Annotated in this window: 23 protein-coding genes; 17 read left to right on the top strand and 6 right to left on the bottom strand. The window is 64.3% G+C overall.

What is annotated here, in order from left to right:
* Positions 1-129: 129 nt before the first annotated feature.
* The 3 genes from LB536_RS29880 to LB536_RS29870 form a co-directional block, all read right to left on the bottom strand.
* Positions 130-849: an MBL fold metallo-hydrolase gene (locus tag LB536_RS29880; protein WP_224598816.1), complete on the bottom strand. Its 720-nt coding sequence runs from the start codon at positions 847-849 to the stop codon at positions 130-132.
* Positions 850-923: 74 nt separating this feature from the next.
* Positions 924-2090: a diphosphate--fructose-6-phosphate 1-phosphotransferase gene (locus tag LB536_RS29875; protein ID WP_224598814.1), complete on the bottom strand. Its 1167-nt coding sequence runs from the start codon at positions 2088-2090 to the stop codon at positions 924-926.
* Positions 2091-2302: 212 nt separating this feature from the next.
* Positions 2303-3070: a L,D-transpeptidase gene (locus tag LB536_RS29870; RefSeq protein ID WP_140758825.1), complete on the bottom strand. Its 768-nt coding sequence runs from the start codon at positions 3068-3070 to the stop codon at positions 2303-2305.
* A 185-nt stretch (positions 3071-3255) separates the two neighbouring features.
* Between LB536_RS29870 and LB536_RS29865 the strand changes: the two genes are divergently transcribed.
* The 3 genes from LB536_RS29865 (at position 3256) to xylB (ending at position 6818) form a co-directional block, all read left to right on the top strand.
* Entirely contained in the window at positions 3256-3879 is a 624-nt protein-coding gene (locus LB536_RS29865) for a LysE family translocator (protein WP_140758826.1), read from the top strand.
* A 78-nt stretch (positions 3880-3957) separates the two neighbouring features.
* A complete protein-coding gene (locus LB536_RS29860) occupies positions 3958-5283 on the top strand; it encodes a tetratricopeptide repeat protein (RefSeq protein ID WP_224598812.1) in 1326 nt (441 codons plus the stop codon).
* Positions 5284-5363: 80 nt separating this feature from the next.
* A complete protein-coding gene (gene xylB, locus LB536_RS29855; RefSeq protein WP_224598811.1) occupies positions 5364-6818 on the top strand; it encodes a xylulokinase in 1455 nt (484 codons plus the stop codon).
* 263 nt (positions 6819-7081) lie between these two features.
* On the opposite strand, the gene LB536_RS29850 is transcribed toward xylB, so the two are convergent.
* On the bottom strand, positions 7082-7444 hold the full coding sequence (locus tag LB536_RS29850) for a nuclear transport factor 2 family protein (RefSeq protein ID WP_224598808.1): 363 nt from the start codon (positions 7442-7444) through the stop codon (positions 7082-7084).
* A 113-nt stretch (positions 7445-7557) separates the two neighbouring features.
* On the opposite strand from LB536_RS29850, the gene xylA reads away from it, so the two are divergent.
* Positions 7558-8883, top strand: coding sequence for a xylose isomerase (xylA, locus tag LB536_RS29845; protein WP_224598805.1), 1326 nt, complete (start codon positions 7558-7560; stop codon positions 8881-8883).
* Between the two features lie 208 nt (positions 8884-9091).
* Positions 9092-9301 (top strand): hypothetical protein, encoded by a 210-nt coding sequence (locus LB536_RS29840; RefSeq protein WP_027142450.1) that lies wholly within the window; start codon positions 9092-9094, stop codon positions 9299-9301.
* Positions 9302-9462: 161 nt separating this feature from the next.
* Here the strand turns inward: LB536_RS29840 and LB536_RS29835 are convergent, their stop codons facing one another.
* Entirely contained in the window at positions 9463-10443 is a 981-nt protein-coding gene (locus tag LB536_RS29835; RefSeq protein WP_224598803.1) for a GlxA family transcriptional regulator, read from the bottom strand.
* 79 nt (positions 10444-10522) lie between these two features.
* On the opposite strand from LB536_RS29835, the gene LB536_RS29830 reads away from it, so the two are divergent.
* From LB536_RS29830 to LB536_RS29800, 7 genes are all read left to right on the top strand, one after another.
* Positions 10523-11440, top strand: a complete 918-nt coding sequence (locus LB536_RS29830; protein WP_224598801.1) for a 3-keto-5-aminohexanoate cleavage protein — start codon at positions 10523-10525, stop codon at positions 11438-11440.
* Positions 11441-11519: 79 nt separating this feature from the next.
* Entirely contained in the window at positions 11520-12149 is a 630-nt protein-coding gene (locus LB536_RS29825; RefSeq protein ID WP_224598797.1) for an HD domain-containing protein, read from the top strand.
* On the top strand, positions 12146-13240 hold the full coding sequence (locus LB536_RS29820; RefSeq protein WP_224598794.1) for a carnitine 3-dehydrogenase: 1095 nt from the start codon (positions 12146-12148) through the stop codon (positions 13238-13240). Before LB536_RS29825 ends, LB536_RS29820 begins: the two co-directional genes overlap by 4 nt.
* Positions 13241-13244: 4 nt before the next feature.
* Positions 13245-14408 (top strand): acyl-CoA dehydrogenase family protein, encoded by a 1164-nt coding sequence (locus tag LB536_RS29815; protein WP_140813364.1) that lies wholly within the window; start codon positions 13245-13247, stop codon positions 14406-14408.
* Between the two features lie 85 nt (positions 14409-14493).
* Positions 14494-16572: an acetate--CoA ligase family protein gene (locus LB536_RS29810; protein WP_224598791.1), complete on the top strand. Its 2079-nt coding sequence runs from the start codon at positions 14494-14496 to the stop codon at positions 16570-16572.
* The gene (locus tag LB536_RS29805) at positions 16565-17347 is read left to right on the top strand and encodes a carnitinyl-CoA dehydratase (RefSeq protein WP_140813366.1); all 783 of its coding nucleotides are present in this window, start codon (positions 16565-16567) and stop codon (positions 17345-17347) included. Before LB536_RS29810 ends, LB536_RS29805 begins: the two co-directional genes overlap by 8 nt.
* Positions 17348-17561: 214 nt before the next feature.
* Positions 17562-18503 carry an alpha/beta hydrolase gene (locus LB536_RS29800; RefSeq protein WP_224598789.1) on the top strand — a complete coding sequence of 314 codons (942 nt, stop codon included), beginning with the start codon at positions 17562-17564 and terminating at the stop codon, positions 18501-18503.
* An 18-nt stretch (positions 18504-18521) separates the two neighbouring features.
* On the opposite strand, the gene LB536_RS29795 is transcribed toward LB536_RS29800, so the two are convergent.
* Positions 18522-19223: a GntR family transcriptional regulator gene (locus tag LB536_RS29795; protein WP_224598787.1), complete on the bottom strand. Its 702-nt coding sequence runs from the start codon at positions 19221-19223 to the stop codon at positions 18522-18524.
* Positions 19224-19438: 215 nt separating this feature from the next.
* On the opposite strand from LB536_RS29795, the gene LB536_RS29790 reads away from it, so the two are divergent.
* The 5 genes from LB536_RS29790 to ggt all read left to right on the top strand — a co-directional run bounded on the left by LB536_RS29790 (position 19439) and on the right by ggt (position 24994).
* Complete coding sequence (locus LB536_RS29790; RefSeq protein WP_224598785.1) at positions 19439-20479, top strand: ABC transporter substrate-binding protein; 1041 nt, start codon at positions 19439-19441, stop codon at positions 20477-20479.
* A gap of 73 nt (positions 20480-20552) precedes the next feature.
* On the top strand, positions 20553-21638 hold the full coding sequence (locus tag LB536_RS29785) for an ABC transporter ATP-binding protein (protein ID WP_224598783.1): 1086 nt from the start codon (positions 20553-20555) through the stop codon (positions 21636-21638).
* Entirely contained in the window at positions 21635-22561 is a 927-nt protein-coding gene (locus LB536_RS29780; protein WP_224598781.1) for an ABC transporter permease, read from the top strand. The genes LB536_RS29785 and LB536_RS29780 overlap by 4 nt, the downstream gene beginning before the upstream one ends.
* Entirely contained in the window at positions 22558-23358 is an 801-nt protein-coding gene (locus tag LB536_RS29775) for an ABC transporter permease (RefSeq protein WP_224598779.1), read from the top strand. Before LB536_RS29780 ends, LB536_RS29775 begins: the two co-directional genes overlap by 4 nt.
* 49 nt (positions 23359-23407) lie before the next feature.
* On the top strand, positions 23408-24994 hold the full coding sequence (gene ggt / locus LB536_RS29770; RefSeq protein WP_224598777.1) for a gamma-glutamyltransferase: 1587 nt from the start codon (positions 23408-23410) through the stop codon (positions 24992-24994).
* The last annotated feature ends 268 nt before the right edge of the window (positions 24995-25262 follow it).

Genomic DNA, 25262 nt, shown 5'->3' with positions numbered 1-25262 from the left:
ACCTCCAAAAATCAGCGTTGAATCTGATTTGCGCTTCCTTGGGAATCCCAACCCGTTAAATCGTCACTACGTCCTAGGGCGCCGATCTGCCCAATTTAGGGGTTTTGCCCGACCTTACGAAGATTTAATTCAGAGCGCGCTTACGGATCGCAGATAGGCCGACGCGATTTCACGCATGCGCTTGCCGTCGAAACTCGGGCCGTGGCCACCATGGCCGATGCGGATCGGCAGCTCGAGCAGGCGCCGCATCGTGCCGGCATAGGCGGCCCGGTCGGAATCCGGCAAATCGTCGATCAGCGTGTCGTCATAGATGGCGTCGCCGCTGAAGAACAGGCCGTCGGCCTCGTCGAAAAGCGCGATCGAATCCGGCGAGTGCCCGGGCAGGTGCAGCACCCGAAACCGGCGGTCGCCGAGATCGACCACGTCGCCTTCGTCGAGCGTGCGCGTCAACGGCGCCGGCGCTATCGTATAGTCGGCCGATTTCCAGCCCGGCGCCGGCAATCTCGAGACCGCGCCCTCGAGATCGTGGAACATATAGGCGTAGGTCGCGGCCTCATCCATGCTCTCGAACTGCGCGGCACTCATCCTTGGCCCGGCCCGCAGCGGAAATTCGTGCAGCGAGCCGACATGATCGAGGTGGATATGGGTGGCGACGACCAGAAGCGGCTTGCCTTCGGGCGTCTTTATCTGCGGCGCCAGCGGACAGATGCCCATGCCGGTATCGACCAGAAGGTCGGCGTCGCGGCCGGTCAGATGCCAGATGTTGGCGCGAACATAGTCGTGCACGAACGGTTCGGTCAGCATCGTCGTCCTGTCGTCGACGATGCGCTTGCTGAACCAGTTATCCATCAGACGGGAGCCTCGGCATCAGGTTTGAGCCGGGGCATCAAGTATGAGCCGGGCATCAGGTATGAGCCGGGGCATCAGACGAACGGCTTTCCGACCTTGTATTTCTCCGGCACGAGCCGCTCGAGATAGGCCATGCCGGCATCGGACAGCTGGTTGACGTCGGGTTTCATGAAATCGTCGGGCATGTGTCGGGTCTTGCCGGCGACGTTCTTCAGCGGCACCTTCTTCAGCACGATCTTGCTGCCATCATACTGCAGCGCCACCGAGCCGCCGCCCTGTTCGGCGACACCGACGGCGAAGGCGCCGGCATCGAAGGCCTCCTGCGCGTCGACGGCGCTGATGGCGCCGACATAGCCGCGCGGCATGTAGCCGAGCGCGTCGACCCGGGCCCGCTTGCCCGGCAGCCCGTCGGCCAATGCCCGTTCTAGCGCCGCGGGCAGGTCGCTACCCGATAATTTGACGTTGCCATGCTGGTCGCGTTCGAGCTTCTCGGCCGGCACCAGGCTTTCGACCAGCGCCTTGCCATCGGCGGTGCTGACGCCTTCCGACACGGCGACGATGCAGCGCTTGTGGCGGTCGAGCGTGGCGCGTACGTCGTCGATGAAACTGGCGGCGGAGAACGGCCGCTCCGGCACGTAGACGAGATGCGGGCCGCTGTCGGGGTCGAGCTGCCAGGCTGCGGCGGCCGCGGTCAGGAAGCCGGCATGCCGGCCCATGACGATGCCGACATAGATGCCGGGCAGCGCGCGAAAATCGAGATCGACGGACAGGAAGGCGCCGGCGACGAATTCGGCCGCCGAAATGAAGCCCGGCGTATGGTCGTTTTCCTCGAGATCGTTGTCGATGGTTTTCGGCGCATGGACGAAAGCGATCTTGCCGCCGGCGGCATCGGTCAGGATTTGCTGGGTGCCCGAGGTATCGTTGCCGCCGATATAGATGAAGGCGTCGGCGCCCGCTTTTTGCAGTCCCTTCAGGATGACCTCGCAATAGGCGGCATCCGGCTTGTCGCGCGTCGAGCCGAGTGCGGCGCTCGGCGTTCCGGCGATCAGCCGCAGCCGGTCCTCCGGAATGGCGGAAAGGTCGACATAATTGCCGTCGCGGATGCCGCGCACGCCGTGGATGGAGCCCAGCACCTTGGCGCCGGGATGGCGCTTGCGGATCTCCAGCGTGGCGCCCACAACCGTCTGGTTGATGACGGCGGTCGGGCCGCCGCCCTGCGCGATGACGAAGGTTCCGGCCATGCTTGATTTCTCCCTAGAGCATGATGCCGAAAAGTGTGAAGCGGTTTTCGGACGACATCATGCTCTACTTCTTTGATTTAGAGACGGATTCAGATTTCAGGTCGAACGGACCTGAAATCATCCACCTCTAGGCGATGGTTTTCAAGGCACCTTGGCCTGTCTTGTCGCCTCGCGCAACGGAAGAGTCTGACGGCCGCAAACCGCGGCCACGATCACATGACGACGACGGGGTTTTTCTTCGATACCCGGCTGTAGAGATCGATGATGTCCTGATTGATCAGGCGCACGCAGCCCGACGACATCGCCTGGCCGATGCTCCACCATTCGGGCGAGCCGTGGATGCGGTAGCCGGTGTCCTTGCCATCCTGGTAGATGTAGAGCGCCCGGGCGCCGAGCGGATTGGTGAGGCCGCCGGGCTGGCCGCCCTGCCATTTCACCAGTTCCGGCTTGCGCTGGATCATTTCGGGCGGAGGTGTCCAGGTCGGCCATTCCCGGCCGTACTGGATGTTGGCGCGGCCGGACCAGCGGAACCCGTCCTTGCCTATGCCGACGCCGTAGCGGATGGCGTCGCCACCCGGCTGGACGAGATAGAGCATGCGTTCCTTGAGATGCACGACGATGGTGCCGGGCGCCTCGCCAGTGGTGTCGACGACGATCTGGCGGCGGAATTCCGGCTTCACCTTGAGATAGGGGACCTCGGGCACGTTGAAGCCGTTGTCCGTCAAGGAGGCATACATGACGTCAGGGCTGGTGATGTTCTTGTCGACGCTGATCGAAGGCCGGATCGGCACCGAACCGGTGACCGTATCGTCGAGCTGGAGTGCCGGCAGGTCGCCACCACCCGAAGTCGAGCAGCCGGCGACGCCGAGCAGCGCCAAAGCGCCCGCCCCGGACAGGACGGCGCGGCGGGAGAGAAGAAGATCGGTTTCGATTGCGTCGCCGTTTCGCGGCGGCGTCGGACCTTGCGGCAACTCACCCATATACCCAAACCCTACGCTTTCGGCGGGAAGCACGGTCCGGCCGGATAGCAGGCATTTTCATCATTCATGGTTGATAAAGCGTGAATGCCTTGTGCTGCTTGCGTTTGCAAAAACAAAGATTCGGCCCTTTACATTCTTCGGGACCCAAGGATTTATCCTCTTCTTTGAGCTCAAAGGAGACGAGCATGTCCTTCGAAAACTGGGCCGCCTTCGCTGCCGCGTCGACCGTCCTTCTTGTCATCCCGGGCCCGACCATCCTTCTGGTCGTGTCCTATGCGCTGGGCCAGGGCTGGCGCACCGCCTTGCCGATGGCCGTCGGCGTGGCACTGGGCGACTTCACCGCCATGACGCTGTCGATGCTGGGTATCGGCGCGCTGCTGGCGGCTTCCGCTGGTGTCTTCACCGTGCTCAAGCTGATCGGCGCCGGTTATCTGATCTATCTCGGCGTGAAACTGTTCCGCGCCGGCGGCACGCTGAAGGCCGAACCACGCACCGACGCGGTGTCGTCGGCAAGGATGATGGCGCATGCCTGGCTGGTCACCGCGCTCAACCCGAAGAGCATCACCTTCTTCGTCGCCTTCCTGCCGCAGTTTCTAGACCGGCATGCGAATTTCTGGACGCAGATGCTGGTTTTCGAGACGACCTTCCTGGCGCTCGCCTTCGCCAATGCCTTCGGCTATGCGCTGATCGCGGCACGCGCCCGCAACGTGGTGCGCAATCCCAGGGCGATCCGTATCTTCAACCGCACCGGCGGCACGCTGCTGGTCGGCGCCGGCATCGCCACTGTGGCGATGCGGTCGGGCAACTAGCCCGGTTCTCTGGTCGCTTGGCGCCCCAGCAGTTGATGCTCTAGGATCGGCGCCGGTGCGGCGATCCAGGGACGAGGCATGATGATCAAGGACGACTTCGGCCTGTCATTGTCAGGCGCGACACAGGGCGGGCTCTCTTCCTACGGCCGAGCTGTGCATGAATTGCAGTGTTTCATCGGCGATCCGGTCAACTCCGTCGATCGCGCCATCGCGCAGGATCCCGGTTTCGTCATGGCGCATGTCTTCAAGGGCTACCTTTTCGGCCTTGCCACCGAACCGGAGGCGACGGCCGTGGCCAGGACCTGCCACGAGGCGGCGCTGCCGCTTGCCGCGACAACCCGCGAGCGGGCGCATGTCTCGGCCCTCGGCCACCTCGCCAACGGGCGCTGGCATCAGGCCTCCGGCATCCTGCGGGACATAGCGATCGATTTCCCGCTCGATGCCGTGGCGCTCCAGGTCGGACACCAGGTCGATTTCTTCACCGGCAACGCCCGCATGCTGCGCGACCGCATCGCCCGCGCCCTGCCGTCATGGCGGACGGACATGCCGGGTTACCACGCCATCCTCGGCATGCAGGCCTTCGGGCTCGAAGAGATGGGTGAGTATGCGCAGGCCGAAAGACTGGGTCGCTCAGCAGTCGAGATCGAACCGCGCGACGGCTGGGCGCAACATGCGGTGGCGCATGTGATGGAGATGCAAAGCCGGCAAAGGGACGGCATTGCCTGGATGCGTTCCGATCCCGAAGCCTGGACGAAGGAGAGCTTCCTCCAGGTGCACAATTGGTGGCACCTGGCGCTGTTCCACTACGACCTCGGCGAGACCGCAGAGGTGCTGGCGCTCTATGACGGGCCGATCTACGGCAACAGATCGACGCTGGCGCTCAACATGGTCGATGCATCGGCGATCCTGTGGCGGCTCCATCTCGGTGGGATCGATGTCGGCGACCGCTGGGTGGCGCTGGCCGCCAATTGGGTGCCCAAGGCCGCCTCCGGCAATTACGCCTTCAACGACGCCCATGCGATGATGGCCTTTGTCGGCGCCGGGCTCGACACCCCGGCCCGGACCTTGCTCGAAACCCAGCGCGAGGCGATGCGGGGCAATGACGACAACGCCGGCTTCACCAGGGATGTCGGCCATCCTCTCACACTTGCGATCAAGGCGTTCGGAGAGGGCGACTACGCCGAAACCATCCGACTGATCCGGCCGATCCGCGCCATCGCCCATCGCTTTGGCGGCAGCCACGCGCAGCGCGACGTCATCGATCTCACGCTGATCGAGGCCGCCCTGCGCGCCGGCGACGGCGTGCTTGCCCAGGCGCTGACGACGGAGCGCTCGACGGCACGCCCGGACAGTCCGCTGTCGGCGCTGTTTTCGCGACGCGCCGCCGATTTGTCGGAGAATTGACCCGGAGCGGATCTTGCCTTAAAAACTGCTCAAGCATATTTTTTCGGGCTCCGAAAAAAATAAGAACGTGGGAGGAAACCATGTATCTCGGCCTCGACCTGGGCACATCGGGCGTCAAGGCGCTGCTGATCGATGCCGGACAGGGCGTCATCGGCTCCGGCCATGGTACACTCGATGTTTCTCGGCCGCATCCCGGCTGGTCCGAGCAGGATCCCCTGCACTGGATACGCGCCTGCGAGGAGGCGATCGCCGAACTGAAGGCGTCGCATCCCGGGCAATTCGCGGCGGTGAAGGGCATCGGCCTGTCCGGCCAGATGCATGGCGCGACCTTGCTCGATGCGGCCGATCATGTGCTGCGCCCCTGCATTCTGTGGAACGACACGCGCAGCCATGTCGAGGCGGCCGCGCTCGACGCCGATCCGCGCTTCCGCACGCTCACGGGCAACATCGTCTTTCCCGGCTTCACCGCGCCCAAGCTCGCCTGGGTCAAGAACAACGAGCCCGCTGTCTTCGCCAAGGTGGCGAAAGTGCTTTTGCCGAAGGATTTCCTCCGGCTTTGGCTGACCGGCGAACATATTTCGGAAATGTCCGACTCGGCCGGCACGTCCTGGCTCGACGTCGGCAAGCGCCGCTGGTCCGCGGACCTGCTCGCCGCGACATCGCTTGACGAGAACCATATGCCAGCGCTGGTCGAAGGTACTGCAAAGGCTGGCGCGTTGCGCGCCGAACTCGCATCGAAATGGGGCGTCGAAGCTGGCATTCCGGTGGCTGGCGGCGCGGGCGACAATGCGGCTTCCGCCTGCGGCATGGGCACAGTCGGCGCCGGCCACGCCTTTGTTTCGCTCGGCACGTCGGGCGTGCTGTTTGCCGCCAACGCGTCCTATCTGCCGAACCCGGCAAGCGCGGTGCACACCTTCTGCCATGCGCTGCCCAACACCTGGCACCAGATGGGCGTCATCCTGTCGGCGACCGATTCGCTCAACTGGCTGTCGGAGATCACGGGCAAGGGCGCAGGCGAACTGACATCGGAACTCGGCGATTCCCTGAAAGCGCCGACCGGCGTGTCCTTTCTGCCCTATCTCTCGGGCGAGCGCACGCCGCACAATGATTCCGCCATTCGCGGTTCCTTCACCGGCCTCGCGCATGAATCGAGCCGCGCCGTACTGACCCAGGCCGTGCTCGAGGGCGTCGCGTTCGCCTTCCGCGACAGCCTGGAGGCGTTGAAGACGGCCGGCACGACCTTGACGCGCGTGACCGCGATCGGCGGCGGCTCGCGCTCGCGCTACTGGCTGAAGGCGATCGCCACCGCGCTGCAACTGCCCGTCGACATCCCCGCCGACGGCGATTTCGGCGCCGCCTTCGGTGCCGCCCGGCTCGGTCTGATCGCCGCGACGGGCACCGATCCCCTCAGCGTGTGCACGGCGCCGAAGACCGACGCCACGATCGAACCGGATTCGGCACTCGGCGGCGCCTATGCCGATGCCTATCACCGCTACCGGGCACTTTACCCGGCGGTCGAGAGCGCCACGGCGTGAGCGTGGGCTTACTCCACCCCCTTTGTCCAGGCGCTGGCGCTGCCCCTCACCTGCCTGCCGGCATCCTCTCCCCGTATAGGGACGGGGAGAGGGGCGCTCCCGTCACCGCTTTCGCCAATCACCAGCGTAGCGAGGCGGGCGCCAAGGTTGCGGCCAGCCCGCTTCTCCCCGTCACTATACGGGGAGAAGTGCCCGGCAGGGCGATGAGGGGCGGCGCCGACTTTGGCGATTGGTATTCCCAACCACATCTTGAAGAGGTGACCTCACTGCGCCGGCACCTTGTCCAGGAAGCCGGTGACGCTCTTCAGGCGGCCGTTCTCGATGACGCCGATATCGGTGCCTTCGATGACGGAAGGCGTGTCCTCGGGGCCGAGGTTCCAGGAGAAGCGGATTTTGTCGGCAAAGCCGTCCGGCGTGCCCTTCAGCGAGAAGCGGAAGCCGGCAAAGCGCTGCTGCACACCGTCGATCAGCGCCGCGACGCCGTCATGGCCGTCGCCCTGCATGAGCGGATCGCGATAGCTGACGTCTTCGGTGAAGACAGCCTCGAGCAAGGCTGCCCGGCGGGCGGCATCGGCTTCGTTCCAGGCGGTGATGTAGTTCTGGGCGATTTTGTTGAGGTCGGTCATGATCTGTCTCCTTCATTTGACGGTTTTGACATGACCGTTTTCGACCAGCGCCGACGTGAAACCAATTACGCCTGAGGTAATCAGGCAAAACTATCTTGGAGAGGAAGAGAACCATGAGCAGCGGCTTTTTCGGCGACATCCAGAAGATCAAGTATGAGGGACCGGATTCGACCAATCCGCTGGCCTATCGTTTCTACAATCCCGATGAAGTGGTGGCCGGCAAGCGGCTGGAAGACCATCTGCGCTTTGCCGTCGCCTACTGGCACTCCTTCGCCTGGCCGGGCGGTGACCCGTTCGGCGGCCAGACTTTCGACCGTCCCTGGTTCCCCAAGGCCGGCGGCATCGACACGATGGAACTGGCGAAACTGAAAGCGGACGTCGCCTTCGAGATGTTCTCGCTGCTCGGCGCTCCCTATTTCTGCTTCCACGACGCCGATGTGCGGCCCGAGGGCAAGGATTTCTCCGAAAGTGCGGCCCGGCTCGATGAAATCGCGGACTATTTCGCCGGAAAGATGAAGCAGACCGGGGTCAAGCTTCTCTGGGGTACGGCGAACCTGTTTTCCAACCGCCGTTTCATGTCGGGCGCGGCGACCAATCCCGATCCGGATGTGTTCGCCTACGCCGCGGCGACGGTGAAGAGCTGCATCGATGTCACCAAGCGGCTGAAGGGCGAGAACTACGTGCTGTGGGGCGGGCGCGAGGGCTATGAGACGCTGCTCAACACCGACCTTGCCCGCGAGCAGGAGCAGGCCGGCCGGTTCCTGAACCTCGTCGTCGACTACAAGCACAAGATCGGTTTCAAGGGCACGATCCTGATCGAGCCGAAGCCGCAGGAGCCGACTAAGCACCAGTATGACTATGATGTCGCGACCGTCTACGGGTTTCTCAAGCGCTTCGGCCTGGAGAAGGAGGTCAAGCTCAACATCGAGCAAGGCCATGCCATCCTGGCCGGCCATTCCTTCGAGCACGAACTGGCGCTGGCCAATGCGCTCGGCGTCTTCGGCTCGATCGACATGAACCGCAACGATTACCAGTCGGGCTGGGACACCGACCAGTTCCCCAACAACGTGCCGGAGATGGCGCTCGCCTATTACCAGGTCCTCCAGGCCGGCGGCTTCAAGACCGGCGGCACCAATTTCGACGCCAAGCTGCGCCGCCAGTCGCTCGACCCGCAGGACCTGCTGATCGGTCATATCGGCGGCATGGATTCTTGTGCGCGCGGCCTGAAGGCGGCAGCCCGCATGGTCGAGGACAAGGCGCTGTCGGGTCCGCTCGCCGAGCGCTATGCCGGCTGGAACGGCACCGAGGCCAAGGCGATGCTCTCGGGCAAGCGGACGCTGGAAGAGATCGCCGAGCGCGTGGTGAAAAAGAAGATCGAACCGCAGCCGCGCTCCGGCCGTCAGGAACTGCTCGAAAACATCGTCAACCGCTACGTCTGACGTTGTTTGGCCGCCGGCAATCCAGGCCGGCGGCCATGTGATGCGAAAAAGCTTGGCGCGCGGAAACCTTTTGCGCGCCATGCTGAAACCCACGACAAGGTTTTGCCCCCAGCGCCCCTCAATCGCCCAGCTCTTGCCTTCAAACTGCCGTCACGAATCTCGTATAGATATTGCTCGTGGCGGGAGAGGAAGAAGGAGGCGAACCGATATGCAGAACGAACGTGAAATCGACGCCCTGCTCTCACCTGGCGAGGCCGGATCGATCATCGACCGGCTGATGGCAATGCCGCATCCAAAGCAAGGCGCACGCAGCACCAATGAATGGGACCGCGCCGTTGCCAGCCGCTTCGAGACCCATCTCGCGCGGCAGATGCGCTCGCAGATCGATGGCGGCAGCGACCGCCAGAATGCGGCATAAACCTCTATCCGTGCATGTCGTTGCCCCAAAACCGCTACACGCTTTTGGGCGACCTGCACTACAGCATGTCGCGGCGAATAGGATTCGCCCGACCTGCTGTAAGTTTCTGATTTTATGCATGTCGTTATCCCGGAACCGAGGACACTTCCGGGCGACATGCATTAACCCCGGCGAAGCCTGACAGGGGCTTCGCCAAAAGCTCTTGAAAACGCCCTGGAAAAGGCCGCGGCAGACGAGAACCCCGTCCGCCCGGCAATATCCGCCATGGCGATTCGCGTGTCGACCACGAGCCGGCGCGCGGCACCCAGGCGCAGCCTGAGATAGTAGGCACCCGGCGTCTCGCCGATCGACTTGCGAAAGATGCTTTCCAGCGTCCGCGCCGTCACGCCGGCTCGTTTGGCAACCGCCTCGACGGTCAACGGCTGATCGACATGCGCTTCCATCAGCCGGATGGCTTGTGCCAACCGTGGATCGTAGCCGTCGAGCCGGCCGAGCGAGACCAGCGGCTGGGCATCGGTCGCGGCCCGGGCCTGGTCGTAGATGAAGACGCTGGCGACATCGAGCGCCACCGCCATGCCGAGCCGCGTGCGAATGAGGTGCAGCATCAGGTCGAAGGTCGGCGAGGCACCGCCCGAGGTGAAGACTGGCCCGTCGATGACATAGCGGTCCGGCCGGACATCGACACCGGGGAAGGCCGAGGCAAAATCCTCCATGTCCTCCCAATGGGTGGTGGCGCTGCGGCCTTCAAGCAGGCCGGCGCGCGCCACCAGCCAGGTGCCGGCCTCGACGCCGCCGCACGCGCGGGCCGCTCGCGCCGCCCTCCGCAAAGCTGAGAGCAGAGCCGATGTGGCGTAGTTCTGGGTGCCGAAACCGGCCACGACGACGAGAACGTCGGTCGGCTCTGCCGCGTCGAAACGGCCGCTGACCGCCACCGGCAGGCCACAGGTGGTGACCGGCGCCTCGCCTGTCACCGAGACCAGTTTGAAGTCGAACAGGGTCTCGCCGGAAATGCGGTTGGCGGCGCGCAGCGGGTCTACGGCCGAGGCGACGCACATGATCGACGAGCCGGAAAACACCAGCAGCGTCACCTTGAGCGGCGCGCGCTCGGCGCGAAAGATATCAGGTTTTTCGCTTTTGATCATATCACCTTCGTAAAACGCAAAACAGCTTTGATCAAGTCGAGCGATGCTAGTGGCTGTTTCGAATGGGAGGAGAGTTTCGATGCCGCTCGCGATGAACCGTGAGGTTTTCATTACCTGTGCCGTGACCGGGTCCGGCGGCTCGCAGGACCGCTCCCCGCATGTGCCGCGCTCGCCCAAGCAGATCGCCGATTCGGCGATCGACGCGGCCAAGGCGGGTGCTGCAATCGTCCATTGCCATGTGCGCGACCCCGAAACCGGCAAGCCCAGGCGCGACGTGCATCTCTACCGCGAGGTGACCGAGCGTATCCGCGCGGCGGACGTCGACGTCATCCTGAACCTCACCGCCGGCATGGGCGGCGACATGGTGTTCGGCTCGCCGGAAGCGCCGCTGCCGCTCAACGAAAAAGGCACCGACATGGGCGGCGCCACCAACCGCATGGAGCATGTGCGCCAGTGCCTGCCGGAAATCTGCACGCTCGACTGCGGTACCATGAATTTCGCCGAGGCCGACTATGTCATGACCAACACGCCCGGCATGCTGCGCGCGATGGGCGGCATGATGACGGCGCTCGGCGTCAAGCCCGAGATCGAAGCCTTCGACACCGGGCATCTCTGGTTCGCCAAGCAGCTGGTCGAGGAAAAGGTGCTGAACCCCGACGCGCTGGTGCAGCTTTGCATGGGCGTGCCATGGGGTGCGCCCGACGACCTCAACACCTTCATGGCGATGGTCAACAACGTGCCGTCGGCCTGGAACTGGTCGGCTTTCGCGATCGGCCGCAACCAGATGGCCTATGTAGGGGCGGCGGTGCTCGCCGGCGGCAATGTCCGCGTCGGCCTGGAAGACAATCTGTGGCTCGACAAGGGCGTGCTGGCGACCAACGCGCAGCTGGTCGAGCGCGCCGCCTCCATCGTCACCAATCTCGGCGCCAGGATTTTGGGACCGGAAGAAGTGCGCAAAAAGCTCAACCTGACCAAGCGAGCGCCGATAGCGGCATGAGCATGATCCCGAAAAGTGGGAACCGGTTTTCGGATAAGATCATGTTCAAACAAGAAGATTATTCGCAGGGAGGGTTGATATGACTACCGTCAAATTCACCGCGATGAAGGATGGCGACAGGGACGACTACGAGTTCCTGACCGCCCATGAAATCGACTATGCGGCCAGGACCGGCGAGCGGCTGCTCGACGCGCTGGTGCAGCTCGACGAAGGCCTGTCCGGCTACAAGATTACCCGGCTCGGCCATTCGCTGCAGGCGGCGACCCGCGCCTGGCGCGATGGCGCCGACACCGACTGGATCGCCTGTGCGCTGCTGCACGACATCGGCGACATCTACGCGCCCTACAATCATGACGAATACGCCGCGTCGATCCTGAAGCCCTTCGTGCGGGAGCAATGCACCTGGGTGGTGGAGAAGCATGGCGATTTCCAGCGCCTCTACTACGCCCATCATCTCGGCGGCAACCGCCATGCGCGCGACCGCTTCGCCGGCTATGCCTATTTCGACGATTGCGATGCGTTTTGCGAGCGCTGGGACCAGTCGAGCTTCGATCCCGACTATGACACGCTGCCGATCGAATTCTTCCGGCCCTTCGTGCTCGAAGTCTTTTCTCGTAACGCTTACGATCCAGCGATCATCCGCGCCGGCGAGCGTGTACCTCTCACAGATCCCCAGACAGCCAGCAAAAGAACCGGAGCCTCTCAATGAGCATCATCAACAAGGCGGCCGCCATTGGCGGCGGCGTCATCGGCGCCGGCTGGGTCGCGCGGCTGCTCTTGAACGGCTTCGACGTCTCGATCTTCGATCCCGACCCGGAGGCCTCGCGCAAGGTCTCGGAAGTGATGAAGGGCGCACGCCGCGCCTACAAGCAGATGGTTCCCGGCGGTCTGCCCAAAGAGGGCAAGCTAACCTTCGCCAAGACGATCGCCGAAGCGGTGGCCGATGCCGATTTCATCCAGGAAAGCGTGCCGGAACGGCTCGACCTCAAGCACAAGGTGCTGGCCGAGATCGACACCCATGCGCCGGCCAATGCCATCGTCGGCTCCTCGACATCCGGCATCAAGCCGACCGACATGCAGGTGGCGATGAAGAAGCACCCCGAGCGGCTGGTCGTCGGCCATCCGTTCAACCCGGTCTATCTGCTGCCGCTGGTCGAGATCGTCGGTGGCGACCAGACCTTCCCCGAGGCAATCGAGGTCGCCAAGGAAATCTACGCCTCGATCGGCATGAAGCCGGTCGTCATCCGCAAGGAGATCGAGGCCTTCGTCGGCGACCGCCTGCTCGAAGCCGCCTGGCGCGAGGCGCTATGGCTGATCAAGGACGGCATCTGCACGGTCGAGGAACTCGACGACATCATGCGCTATGGTTTCGGCCTGCGCTGGGCGCAGATGGGCATGTTCCAGGTCTACCGCGTCGCCGGCGGCGAAGCCGGCATGCGCCACTTCATGGCGCAGTTCGGACCCTGCCTGAAATGGCCGTGGACCAAGCTGATGGACGTGCCGGAATTCAACGACGAGCTGGTCGACCTGATCGCCACCCAGTCGGACGATCAGGCGCACGGCCTGTCGATCCGCGAGCTGGAAAAGATCCGCGACGACAACCTAGTCGCGATCATGGATGCGCTGTCGAAGCAGAACAAGGGCAAGGGCTGGGGCGCCGGCGCGCTGCACAAGAACTATACCAGACAGCTCGCCAAGCTCGCGGCGAAGAAGCCCGTGGCTTCAAAGGCAGCGGAAAAGGCCAGGGCCGCCAAGCCGGTGAAGAAAGCCGAAAGGCCGAAGAAAAAGAAGAAGGGCTGAGACCATGGATTTCGGTCTTTCGGAAGAGCAGAAGCTCATTGTCGAGACGACGCGCGCCTTCGTCGAGAACGAGCTTTATCCGCATGAACGCGAGGTCGAGCGCACCGGTGTGCTGCGCCGCGATCTGATCGAGGAGATCAAGGCCAAGGCGATCGAGGCCGGGCTCTATGCGGCCAACATGCCGGCCGATGTCGGCGGCGCGGGGCTCGATACGGTGACCTGGCTGCTTTACGAAAAGGAGCTCGGCCGGGCCAATTACGCGCTGCACTGGACCTGCGTGGCGCGTCCCTCCAATATTCTGCTCGCCGGCACGCCGGAGCAGCGCGAAAAGTATCTTTTCCCCTGCATCCGTGGTGAGAAATGGGACTGCCTGGCGATGACCGAGCCGGGGGCCGGCTCCGACCTGCGCGGCATGAAGGCAACCGCCGTGCAGGACGGCGACGACTGGGTGCTGAACGGCACCAAGCATTTTATCTCCCACGCCGACCTCGCCGATTTCGCCATCGTCTTCATGGCCTCGGGCGAAGAGGATTCACCGCGTGGAAAACGCAAGAAGATCACCGCGTTCTTCGTCGACAAGGGCACCAAGGGTTTTACGGTGCGCGACGGTTATCGCAACGTCTCGCATCGCGGCTACACCAACGCCATCCTCGAATTCGACGACTGCCGCCTGCCGGCAAGCCAAGTGCTCGGCGAGGTCCACAAGGGCTTCGACGTCGCCAATTCCTGGCTCGGCGCCACGCGCCTGCAGGTCGGCGCCACCTGCCTCGGCCGCGCCGAGCGGGCGCTTGGCCATGCCGTCGAATACGCCGCGCAGCGCCAGCAGTTCGGCCAGCAGATCGGCAAGTTCCAGGGCGTGTCGTTCAAGCTCGCCGACATGGCGACGGAACTCAAGGCCGCCGACCTGATGGTGTTCGAAGCCGGCTGGAAGTACGATCAGGGCACCGTCACCGACCAGGACATGGCCATGGCAAAGCTGAAGGCCACCGAAATGCTCGCCTTCGTTGCCGACGAGGCGATCCAGATCCATGGCGGCATGGGGCTGATGGACGACCTGCCGCTGGAACGCATCTGGCGCGACGCCCGCGTCGAGCGCATCTGGGAAGGCACTTCGGAGATTCAGCGACATATTATTTCGCGGGCGCTGCTGCGTCCGTTCGGGGCTTAGAGCATGATAGCCAAAGCCGGCATCCGGTTTTGTCGGGCAAACGAGATCGTTTGTCCTGAGATCGCGCTCAAACGAAAAGATGACCATGCATAAACTCGAACGTCTCCTGCGCCCGAAATCGATCGCCGTGTTCGGTGGCGTGCAGGCCGCCGCCGTCGTGGCGCAATCGATCAAGATGGGCTTTGCCGGCGAGATCTGGCCGGTGCACCCGACCAAGGACGAGGTTGCCGGACGCAAGGCCTACCGGTCGGTCGCGGATCTGCCCGGCGCGCCGGACGCGGCCTTTGTCGGCGTCAACCGGCATCTGACCATCGAGGTGATCAAGGCGCTGGCCGAGCGCGGCGCCGGCGGCGCCGTCTGCTTTGCCGCCGGCTTCCTCGAAACCGAAGCCTATGACGAGGACGGGGAACGGCTGCAGGCCGAACTGGTCGCCGCTGCCGGCCAGATGCCGATCATCGGACCGAATTGCTACGGCCTGATCAACTATGCCGACGGTGCGCTTTTGTGGCCCGACCAGCATGGCGGCATCAGGCTGGACGAGGGCGGCAAGGGCGTCGCAATCATCACCCAGTCCTCCAACATCGCCATCAACATGACGATGCAGAAGCGCGGCCTGCCGATCGCCTTCCTGATGACCGCCGGCAATCAGGCGCAGACCGGCCTGTCCGAAATGGCGCTCGGCCTGATCGAGGACGAACGCGTGACGTCGCTTGGACTGCACATCGAGGCCTTCGATTCGGTAGCCGGCTTCGAGCGCTTGGCGGCCAGGGCGAGAGAGCTCAAGAAGCCGATCATCGCCATGAAGGTCGGACGCTCCGAACAGGCGCGGCAGGCGACTGTCTCGCACACCGCCTCGCTCGCCGGGTCGGACGCCGCTTCGGGCGCCTTTCTGAAACGCCTCGGCATCGCGCGTGTCGATTCCATCCCCGCCTTCATCGAGGCGCTGAAGCTGCTGCACATCACCGGCCCGCTGCCTGGCTATCGTCTGTCATCGATGAGCTGTTCGGGCGGCGAGGCATCGGTCATGGCCGACAGCGCCGAAGGGCGCTGGGTCAACTTTCCGGTGCTGACCGACACCCATCGCGCTCATGTCAAATCGACGCTCGGGCCGCTGGTCGCGGTGGCCAACCCGCTCGACTACCACACCTTCATTTGGAACAACGAGCCGGCGATGACCGCCACCTTCACCGCCATGGTGTCGGGCGGCTTCGACCTCAACATGCTGGTGCTCGATTTTCCGCGCCCCGACCGCTGCACGGTGACCGACTGGTGGGCGACGCTGCGCGCCTTCGAATCGGCGCTGAAGACCAACAATGCGCATGGCGCGATCGTTTCCTCGCTGCCGGAGAACCTGCCGGAGGAATACACCGCCGAGTTGATGGCGCGGGGCATGGTGCCGCTGTTCGGCATTTCCGAGGCGATGGACGCCGCACAGGCGGCGGCCTTCATCGGCTGGGCCTGGCGCGAACCGCAGGCGCAGCCGGTCGACACGAGCGCTGCCGGCGCATCCGATGCGCCGCACGTTACCCCTGACGAAGCCGAAGCCAAGGCGCGGCTGATCAAGGCCGGGCTTTCCGTGCCCAAGGGCGAGCGCGCCGGCAATGCGGTCGAAGCGGTGATCTCGTCCATGGCGCTCGGCTTCCCCGTCGCCCTGAAAGCCCTTGGCGTCACTCACAAGTCCGAGGTCGGCGCCGTCAGGCTCACCCTCAAGGACGCCGAATCGGTCAGCATGGCGGCGCATGACCTCTTGCCGCTCGGCACCGGGCTCTATGTCGAGCGCATGGTGCGCGACGGCGTTGCCGAACTGATCGTCGGCTTCACCCGCGACCCGATGTTCGGCGCTGTCATGACGCTGGGCACCGGCGGCGTGCTGGTCGAATTGCTGCGCGACAGCGTCACGCTGATGCTGCCGGCGACCCGCGACGACATCGAAGCCGCGCTGCGCGGGCTGAAATTGTTCCCGCTGCTCGAAGGCTATCGCGGCCGGCCGAAGGCCGATGTCCAGGCTGCTATCGACGCCATCGCGGGCATCGCCGGCTTCGTGCAGGAGAATGCCGGCGAGATCGAGGAACTCGACATCAATCCGCTGATCGTCTGCACGCAGGGCAAGGGCGCCTGGATTGCCGACGCGCTGCTGGTGCTGGGAGAAAACAAGAATGTCTGATGTCATCTCGACCCGCCGCGAAGGCACCATCCTGGAGGTCACGCTCGACCGCCCCAAGGCCAACGCGATCGACCTGAAGACATCGCGGCTGATGGGCGAGACCTTCAAGGCGTTCCGCGACGATCCGGAACTGCGCGTCGCCATCGTCAAGACCGCGGGCGACAAGTTCTTCTGCGCCGGATGGGACTTGAAGGCCGCCGCCGGCGGCGACCCGGTCGATGGTGACTATGGCGTCGGCGGCTTTGCCGGCCTGCAGGAACTGCGCGACCTGAACAAGCCGGTCATCGCCTGCGTCAACGGCATGGCGGTGGGCGGTGGCTTCGAGCTGGCGCTGTCCTGCGACCTCATCTACGCGTCCGATCATTCCTCCTTCGCGCTGCCCGAGATCCGCGCCGGCACGCTTGCCGATGCCGCGACGATCAAGCTGCCGAAGCGAATCCCCTATCATGTCGCCATGGATCTGCTGCTCACCGGCCGCTGGATGGATGTCGCCGAGGCGCATCGCTGGGGCCTGGTCAACGAGGTGCTGCCCAAGGAAAAGCTTGAGGACCGCGTCTGGGAAATCGCGCGCCTGCTCGCCAGCGGCCCGCCGCTGGTCTTCGCAGCGATCAAGGAGACGGCGCGGGTGGCGGAATCGCTGACCTTCCAGGAGGCGATGAACAAGGTAACGCGCCGGCAGTTGCCGACGGTCGACGCGCTTTATGGCTCGGAGGACGGTATGGAGGGTTTCCGCGCTTTCGCGGAGAAGCGCGAGCCTGTGTGGAAGGGGAAGTGACACTGGAAATGGCCTTCCCGCACGCCCCCCTCTGCCCTGCCGGGCATCTCCCCCTCAAGGGGGGAGATTGGCAGCTTGAGACTCGGCGCCCCTGCTGCAACATTGGCGATTGGCGAAAGCCTTCGCGATATCCGATCTCCCCCCTTGAGGGGGAGATGTCCGGCAGGACAGAGGGGGGTGCCTGGGCGGCAGCATCTAAAGTTGGTCATCCTTCATGACCGACTACAAAACCCTCATCGACGCCGAGACCTGGGCCTTCATCGAGCGAACCAATTCCTATTATCCGCCCGATACGATCGACTACACGATTGCCCAGCAGCGCGAGATCTATGACCGCATGTGCCGTGAGTTCTTTGCCGGCTATCCGCAAGGCGTGGCGGCCGAGACGACCGCAATCACTACACCCTCACACAACATCCCGATCCGCATCTATCGCAACGCGACGCCGGACCATGCTGCCATGGTGCTCTATATCCATGGCGGTGGCTTCATCCTCGGCGGGCTGGACAGCCATGATGACGTCTGTGCCGAGCTTTGCGGCCGCACCGGTCATGAGGTGGTCTCGGTCGATTACCGGCTGGCTCCGGAGCATCTGCATCCAGCCGCTTTCGACGATGCGATGACCGCCTTCGAATGGGCCGCCCGGACCTACGACCGTCCGGTGATGCTGTGCGGCGACAGCGCCGGCGGCAATCTTTGCGCCGCCGTCGCGCATGCGACACGTGGCCACGCGAAGAGGCCGATCGGCCAGGTGCTGATCTATCCCGGTCTCGGCGGCGATCGCTCGCGCGGCTCCTATGTGAGGCATGCCGAAGCGCCGATGCTGACGGTGCGCGACCTCGAATTCTACATGCACATCCGCACCGGGGGCGTGGACCAGACCGGTGACATCACGCTGTCGCCGCTGGCCGATGCCGATTTCGCCAACCTGCCGCCGTCCGTGCTGATTACCGCCGAGTGCGACCCGCTGTCGTCCGATGGCGAGGCTTATCGCGACCGCATCGTCGCGGCAGGCGGGCGCGCCGCCTGGTTCGAGGAACCCGGCCTGGTGCACGGCTATCTCAGGGCCCGGCACAGCGTCGGCCGCGCCCGCGCCAGCTTCACCCGGATCGTCGACGCGGTGGCCACGCTCGGAAAAGGCGGCTGGACCTGGTGAGGGCAACAACCGTCCCGCTCAGGACGCCTTGGCCAGAAAACTCTGATAGTCCGATTTCGCCTGCAGCAGGCGCAGCACGTTCTCGCGCGAGCCGCGGACATGGGCGCGGGCCAGGGCGCCGGCCTTGACGGCGTCGCCGGCGCAAATCGCCTCGACGATCTCGGCATGCTCGTCGCGGGCGATCTTCCATTCGTCGAGCCACAACAGTTCGGTCCAGACATAATGCTGGCACTTGTCGAGGATGCTGCACAGCATGCCGTGCAGCATCGCATTGCCGCTGATTTCGGCAATGACGCGGTGCAGGTCGATGCCGACTTCCAGCTCCTGGAATTTCTCGCGCGTCGTGCGATCGGGAATGGCGGCCAGCCGCTCGCATTCGGCCAGCATGGCGCGCAGCCGCGCCTTGTCCTTGTCGGTCGCGGCGACCGCCGCCAATTCCGTCGCATGGCCGTCGAGCAGTTCACGGATGTCGAAGGCCTCACGGAACATGTTGATGTCGAACTCGGTAACGGCATAGCCCTGGCGCGGCCGGCCGGTGACCAGCCCGTCGCGCTCCAGCCGGTTGAAGGCTTCGCGCACGGGCGTGCGGCTGACATTGAGTTTTGCCGCGATATCGGTTTCGGTGACGCGCGAGCCCGGCGGGATCTGGCCGGTCACGATCATCGCCTTGAGCGAGGAATAGACCGAGTCGCGCAGGGTGTTTTTGGTTTCCTTGGCCAAGTTCCGTTCCCAGTTCTCCGGCCGCTTTGGCCAGGCATTGCCTCGTTTGTAGTCGCAGTCGGCCCAATTTGCCACGCCCTGCGGCGCCGTCCCCACCGTCCAACTGATCGCGCCCATCGCAGTTGACAACACCGATCTCTCGGCTACATTCGAAATTGTATACAAAATCGCATGCTAAATCAAAAACAAATGGGAACACCGGTTGGAGAACCGAAATGAACAGGACCACCAGCTTTAGAACTTTCGCGATAGCCGGCCTCATTGCCTCCGTGGCAGTGCCCGCCGTCGCCGCCGACACGATCACCGTCGCCTCGTGGGGCGGCACCTACCAGGAGGCCGAGACCAAGGCCTTCTTCAAACCGACCGCCGATGCGCTCGGCATCACCATCAAGGAAGACACCACCAACGGCCTCGACGACGTGCGCCTGCAGGTGACCGGCAATGCCGTGAAATGGGACATCACAGAGCTCGGCGCCGACGAATGCGCGCGCGGCTCGAAGGAAGGCCTGTTCGAGAAGCTGGATTACGGCGTCATCGACAAGAGCGGCATCAACCCGAAGCTGGTGCATGACGACTGGGTCGGCATTTCCTACACCTCCGTCGTGCTGATCTACCGGACCGACGTCTTCGGCGACAAGGGCCCGAAGACCTGGGCCGACTTCTGGAACATCGAAAAATTCCCGGGACGGCGCGCGCTGAGCAGCAGCCAGGCAACGGAGACGCTGAGCGTCGCCGCGCTCGCCTCCGGCCTGCCGATCGACAAGGTCTATCCCGTCGACATCGAGGGGGCGCTGAAATCGGTCGACAAGATCCGCGGCCATGTCGATGCCTGGTGGACGTCGGGCGCCCAGGCCATGCAGCTGGTGAAGGATGGCGAAGTCGACATGGCGAGCATCTGGAATGGACGCGCCGGCACCCTGAAAAAGGCAGGCGCGCCGGTCAGCTTCTCCTTCGACCAGGGCGTGCTCACCGCCGACTGCATGGTCATCCCCAAGGGCGCCAAGAACAAGGAAGCGGCGATGAAGGCGCTGGCGATGTTCGTCAGCCCGCAGCTGCAGGCCAATCTGCCGCTCTATGTCGACAATGGGCCGGTCAACGAGAAGGCCTTCGAGACCGGCAAGATCCCGCCCGAGCGAATCAAGGACATCAACTCGGCGCCCGAAAACGTCAAGAAGCAGGTGTTGCAGGATGCCGGGTTCTGGCGCGACACCCTCGTCGAGGCGACGGAAAAGTTCAACAACCTGATCCAGCAATAGGCCGGAACCCTGACATTGCGGGCGGCGCAAACGCCGCCCTGCTCCTTCAGTCTGTGCCCGGGAGAAAACGATCTTGTCCATTGCACCATCCGCGCTGCCGATCAGCATGCGCCGGATCGAGAAACGATTTGGCAGCGTGCCGGTGCTGCGCGACCTCAACCTCGATGTCGAGGCCGGCGAGTTCCTGACGCTGCTCGGCCCCTCCGGATCGGGAAAGACGACGCTGCTGATGATCCTGGCCGGTTTCGTCAGAGCCAATGGCGGGAGCATCAAGGTCGGCGGCGACGAGATCATCACCACGCCGCCGCACAGGCGCAACATCGGCATGGTGTTCCAGAACTATGCGCTGTTTCCGCATATGAATGTCTTCCACAACATCGCCTTTCCGCTGAAGCAGCGCGGCGTCGCGGCCGCCGAGACGGCGCAGCGGGTGGAGAAGGCGCTGGAACTGGTGAAGCTGCAGGGCCTGGGCGAGCGCCGCGTCGACCAGCTTTCCGGCGGCCAGCGCCAACGCGTGGCACTGGCGCGCGCCATCGTCTTCGAGCCGCGCATCGTCTTGATGGACGAACCGCTGTCGGCGCTCGACAAGGGCCTGCGCGAGCATATGCAGATCGAATTGCGCGCGCTTCATCGCCGTCTTGGCATGACCACGGTCTATGTCACGCACGACCAGCGCGAAGCCATCACCATGTCGGACCGCATCGCGGTGATGAACGGCGGCTGCATCGAACAGCTCGACAAGCCCGAAACCCTCTATGCCGCGCCGAAGACGCAATTCGTAGCCGGCTTCATCGGCGAATCGAATTTCATCCCGGTCGAAAGCCGCAACGGGTCGGTCTGGTACCAGGACAGGCTGATCCAGACCGGCGCACCGACACCGCCGCGGGGTCCGCATCTGATGGTGGTGCGACCGGAGAAGCTGCGGCTGGTCACGGCAAGCGAGCCGTCGACCGGCATCAATGTGCTCGATGCGACAGTCAGCGACATCATCTACCAGGGCGACAGTTTCGTCTGCTATGCCAGCTTGAGCGACGGCCGCCAGCTGACGCTGCGCGACTATTGCCGCAGCGACGTGCTGGCAAGGCTGCCGGCTCCCGGCCAGCCGATCACGCTCGGCCTCGATGCGAAGGACACGATCCTGGTGGCGGCCGAGGGATGAGCGCGCAATCCGCCCTGCTGAAAGAGATCGCCGGCCCGGCGGGGCAGGATCTCAACGCGCAGGCGCTACGCGCGGATGCGCGGCGCGAGTCGCTGCGGCTGCTGGCGCTTCTGACGCCGAGCCTGTTCCTTGTCTGCGCCATCATCATCGTGCCGATCGGCTGGCTGTTCTGGCTGTCGCTGTTCGACGAGACCGGTGCCTTCAGCGCCGCCAATTACGCGCGCTTTTTCGAGCAGGCCTCCTACATCAAGACCTTCATCACCACCTTCAAGGTCGCCTTCATCGTCACCGGCGCCTGCGTGCTGCTGGGCTATCCTCTGGCCTACATGCTGTCGCAGCTGCCGCGCCGGGCGGCGTCGATCTGCCTGATCTTCGTCATCCTGCCGTTCTGGACCTCGGTGCTGGTGCGCACCTATGCCTGGCTGGTGATCCTGCAGCGCAAGGGCCTGATCAACAGCTGGCTGATCGATCTCGGCGTGATCAGTCAGCCGCTGTCGCTTGCCAACAATCTTTCCGGCGTGGTCATCGGCATGACGCACATATTGCTGCCGTTTCTCGTTTTGCCGCTCTATGCCTCGATGAAGACGATCGACACCGACTGCCTGCGCGCCGGCATGAATCTCGGCGCCGGCCCGGTCGCGACCTTCCGGCAGATCTTCTTTCCGCTGTCGCTGCCCGGCCTTGCGTCCGGCGTGGTCATCGTCTTCGTGCTCTGCCTCGGCTTCTTCGTCACGCCGGCGCTGATGGGCGGCGGCAAGGTGGTGATGTGGGCGATGCGCATGGAACAGACCACCAGCCTCTACTCCAACTGGGGCGCCGGCGCGGCACTCGGCGTGGTGCTGCTGGTTGTCGCGCTGGCGCTTCTCGGCCTGTTCCAATGGCTGCTCGGCGCGCGCGCCACCGGCGTATGGAGTTCGCGATGAGCGAAGATATCGGCCTGCCGATCTCGCACCGGCAACGCCTGTGGCTCTATGGCCTCGGCGGCCTCGTGCTGTTGTTCCTGATCGCGCCGTCGGTCATCATCGTCATCATGTCGTTTTCGGATTCGACGCTGCTGCAGTTCCCGCCGCAGCAATGGTCGCTGCGCTGGTACGAAAGCTATTTCCAGTCGCTGGAATGGCGCGACGCCACCATCGTGTCGGTCAAGGTCGCTGTCATGACCGCGCTGGTGGCGACGCCGCTCGGCACCGCGGCGGCCTACGCGATCAACAGGGGCACGCTGCGCTTCAACGGCACCATCAACGCGCTGCTCACGGCGTCGCTGATCATCCCGGTGATCCTGGTCGGCATCGGCACCTTCTTCCTCTATGCGCGCATCGGCCTCAACAACACGCTGACCGGCCTGGTCATCGCGCATACGGTGCAGGCGCTGCCGCTGGTGGTGCTGACGGTGCTGTCAGGCCTGCGCTCCTACGACATGAACCAGGAGCGGGTGGCGCGCAGCCTGGGTGCCGGACGCATCGCGGCGTTCTGGCAGGTGACGATGCCGCAGATCCGCTTCTCGATCGTCTCTGGGGCGCTGTTTGCCTTCATCACCTCCTTCGACGAAGTTGTCGTCTCGCTGTTCATCTCGGGCGGCGAGACCACGACCTTGACGCGCCGCATGTTCAACGCGCTGCGCGACCAGATCGACCCGACCATCGCCGCCATCTCGACCTGCCTGATCGTGCTGTCGGTCCTGCTGTTGTCGCTGGCGCAGATCTTCGGCCGGCGGCATTGATTTCATCGGACCCATTCGCTTCAAGTGCCTCAAGGATATCCAGACCAAAATGCGTGATTTCCAATTTCCCGGCCGCTCGCCGGTTCGTGCCACCGAAGCGATTGCCGCGACATCGCATCCGCTCGCGACGCTTGCGGCCGTCGAGATGCTGCGCGCCGGCGGCAATGCCATGGATGCCGCCATCTGCGCGGCCGCCGTGCAGGGCGTGGTCGAGCCGCAATCGACCGGGATAGGCGGCGATTGCTTTGTCCTCTACTGCCCCAAGGGACAAAGCGAGGTGCTGGCTTTCAACGGCTCCGGCCGGGCGCCGGCGGCCGCGACCGTCGACTGGTATCTGGAGAAGGGTTTCGACCGCATCCCGCTCCAAGGGCCGCATCCCGTCACCGTGCCAGGCGCCATCGACGCCTGGTGCCGGCTGCTGGAGGATCATGGCAGCAAGAGCCTGACGGAAGTGCTGGCGCCGGCGATCCACTATGCCGAGAACGGCTATGTCGTGCACGACCGCGTCGCCTTCGACTGGGCCGACCCGGAAATCGATCTTGCCGCCGACGAACATTGCGCGCGCATCTTCTTGCCGGGCGGCACCGTGCCGAAGGCCGGCGACGTGCACCGGCAGCCGGAGTTGGCCGCGACGTTGCGGGTGATCGCCAAACAGGGCCGCGCCGGATTTTACGAGGGTGCGGTCGCCGACGACATGGTGCGCCGGCTCAAGGAATTGGGCGGACTGCATTCGCATGAGGATTTCGCCGCGACGCGGGGCGACTATGTGGCGCCGGTGAGCGTCAGCTATGGCGGCCACGAGATTCACCAGATGCCGCCGAACAACCAGGGCCTGACGGCGCTCTTGATGTTGAACGTGCTGTCGGGCTTCAAGCTCGGCGAGCTCGACCCGAACGGCGCCGAGCGCCTGCACCTGGAGATCGAAGCCGGGCGGCTGGCCTATCGCGACCGCGATCGTTTCGTCGGCGATCAGGACCGTGTCCCTGTGCCGGTGAGGGAGCTCCTGTCGGCCGCCTATGCCGATCGGCTGCGCACCGAGATCGACCGCGAGCGCGCCATGACCCACCTGCCGGATGTGCAATTGCCCGGCAGCGACACGGTCTACATCTCGGTTGTCGACCGCGACCGCAACGCGGTCTCGTTCATCAACTCGACCTATTATTCGTTCGGCAGCGGCGTCGTCGGCCCGAAGACCGGCGTCGTGCTGCAGAACCGCGGCTCGAGCTTCCGCCTCGATCCGGGCCACCCCAACGCCATCGCGCCCGGCAAGCGGCCGATGCACACGATCATGCCCGGCATGGCGACCAAAAACGGCCGCGTGGTGATGCCGTTCGGCGTCATGGGCGGCGGCTACCAGCCGTTCGGCCATGTCCATCTTTTGACCAACATGATCGATTTCGGCATGGACCCGCAGCAGGCGCTCGATGCTCCCCGGGTGTTCTACAATGACGGCATGGTGGAGGCGGAGCGTAACGTGCCCACCGAGGCGATCGAAGGCCTGCGCCGGCGCGGCCACGCCATCACCGAACCGCACCACCCGCTCGGCGGCGGCCAGGCGGTGCTGATCGACTGGGAAAAGGGAACGCTGACGGGGGCATCGGACCCGCGCAAGGATGGGATGGCGCTGGGGTATTGAGGGATGGGCGAGGCGGGCAGCGCGGAAATTGACGGGGCCTCAATTCAAGTTTGGCCTTCCTTTTCAGGCGCTGGCGCTGCCCCTCACCTGCCTGCCGGCATCCTCTCCCCGTATAGTGACGGGGAGAGGGGCGCGCCGGTCCCTCGGCGCTTTCTTGGCAACGCTGGCAGTTGGCGAAACCATCGACAACATGTCCAGCGGATAGATGGGTAACAGAATGAACCGGATACATAGGTAACAGTTTTCTCCCCCTAAGATGCGGTTGCCG

The organism is Mesorhizobium sp. ES1-3 (assembly GCF_020164795.1).
In the GTDB taxonomy this organism is placed as follows: Bacteria; Pseudomonadota; Alphaproteobacteria; order Rhizobiales; family Rhizobiaceae; genus Mesorhizobium.
The sequence above is the reverse complement of the archived record's forward strand: the minus strand, read 5'-3'. Positions and strand labels throughout refer to the sequence as shown.

What these genes read in the sequence shown, in the direction of transcription:
- LB536_RS29780 (WP_224598781.1), top strand. Translation starts at nt 21,635, where the DNA reads ATGAGCGCGCAATCCGCCCTGCTGAAAGAGATCGCCGGCCCGGCGGGG.
- LB536_RS29790 (WP_224598785.1), top strand. Translation starts at nt 19,439, where the DNA reads ATGAACAGGACCACCAGCTTTAGAACTTTCGCGATAGCCGGCCTCATT.
- LB536_RS29835 (WP_224598803.1), bottom strand. Translation starts at nt 10,443, where the DNA reads ATGATCAAAAGCGAAAAACCTGATATCTTTCGCGCCGAGCGCGCGCCG.
- LB536_RS29840 (WP_027142450.1), top strand. Translation starts at nt 9,092, where the DNA reads ATGCAGAACGAACGTGAAATCGACGCCCTGCTCTCACCTGGCGAGGCC.
- LB536_RS29865 (WP_140758826.1), top strand. Translation starts at nt 3,256, where the DNA reads ATGTCCTTCGAAAACTGGGCCGCCTTCGCTGCCGCGTCGACCGTCCTT.
- LB536_RS29775 (WP_224598779.1), top strand. Translation starts at nt 22,558, where the DNA reads ATGAGCGAAGATATCGGCCTGCCGATCTCGCACCGGCAACGCCTGTGG.
- LB536_RS29850 (WP_224598808.1), bottom strand. Translation starts at nt 7,444, where the DNA reads ATGACCGACCTCAACAAAATCGCCCAGAACTACATCACCGCCTGGAAC.
- LB536_RS29815 (WP_140813364.1), top strand. Translation starts at nt 13,245, where the DNA reads ATGGATTTCGGTCTTTCGGAAGAGCAGAAGCTCATTGTCGAGACGACG.
- LB536_RS29800 (WP_224598789.1), top strand. Translation starts at nt 17,562, where the DNA reads ATGACCGACTACAAAACCCTCATCGACGCCGAGACCTGGGCCTTCATC.
- xylA (WP_224598805.1), top strand. Translation starts at nt 7,558, where the DNA reads ATGAGCAGCGGCTTTTTCGGCGACATCCAGAAGATCAAGTATGAGGGA.
- LB536_RS29810 (WP_224598791.1), top strand. Translation starts at nt 14,494, where the DNA reads ATGCATAAACTCGAACGTCTCCTGCGCCCGAAATCGATCGCCGTGTTC.
- LB536_RS29825 (WP_224598797.1), top strand. Translation starts at nt 11,520, where the DNA reads ATGACTACCGTCAAATTCACCGCGATGAAGGATGGCGACAGGGACGAC.
- LB536_RS29875 (WP_224598814.1), bottom strand. Translation starts at nt 2,090, where the DNA reads ATGGCCGGAACCTTCGTCATCGCGCAGGGCGGCGGCCCGACCGCCGTC.
- LB536_RS29820 (WP_224598794.1), top strand. Translation starts at nt 12,146, where the DNA reads ATGAGCATCATCAACAAGGCGGCCGCCATTGGCGGCGGCGTCATCGGC.
- ggt (WP_224598777.1), top strand. Translation starts at nt 23,408, where the DNA reads ATGCGTGATTTCCAATTTCCCGGCCGCTCGCCGGTTCGTGCCACCGAA.
- xylB (WP_224598811.1), top strand. Translation starts at nt 5,364, where the DNA reads ATGTATCTCGGCCTCGACCTGGGCACATCGGGCGTCAAGGCGCTGCTG.
- LB536_RS29880 (WP_224598816.1), bottom strand. Translation starts at nt 849, where the DNA reads ATGGATAACTGGTTCAGCAAGCGCATCGTCGACGACAGGACGACGATG.
- LB536_RS29830 (WP_224598801.1), top strand. Translation starts at nt 10,523, where the DNA reads ATGCCGCTCGCGATGAACCGTGAGGTTTTCATTACCTGTGCCGTGACC.
- LB536_RS29805 (WP_140813366.1), top strand. Translation starts at nt 16,565, where the DNA reads ATGTCTGATGTCATCTCGACCCGCCGCGAAGGCACCATCCTGGAGGTC.
- LB536_RS29860 (WP_224598812.1), top strand. Translation starts at nt 3,958, where the DNA reads ATGATGATCAAGGACGACTTCGGCCTGTCATTGTCAGGCGCGACACAG.
- LB536_RS29870 (WP_140758825.1), bottom strand. Translation starts at nt 3,070, where the DNA reads ATGGGTGAGTTGCCGCAAGGTCCGACGCCGCCGCGAAACGGCGACGCA.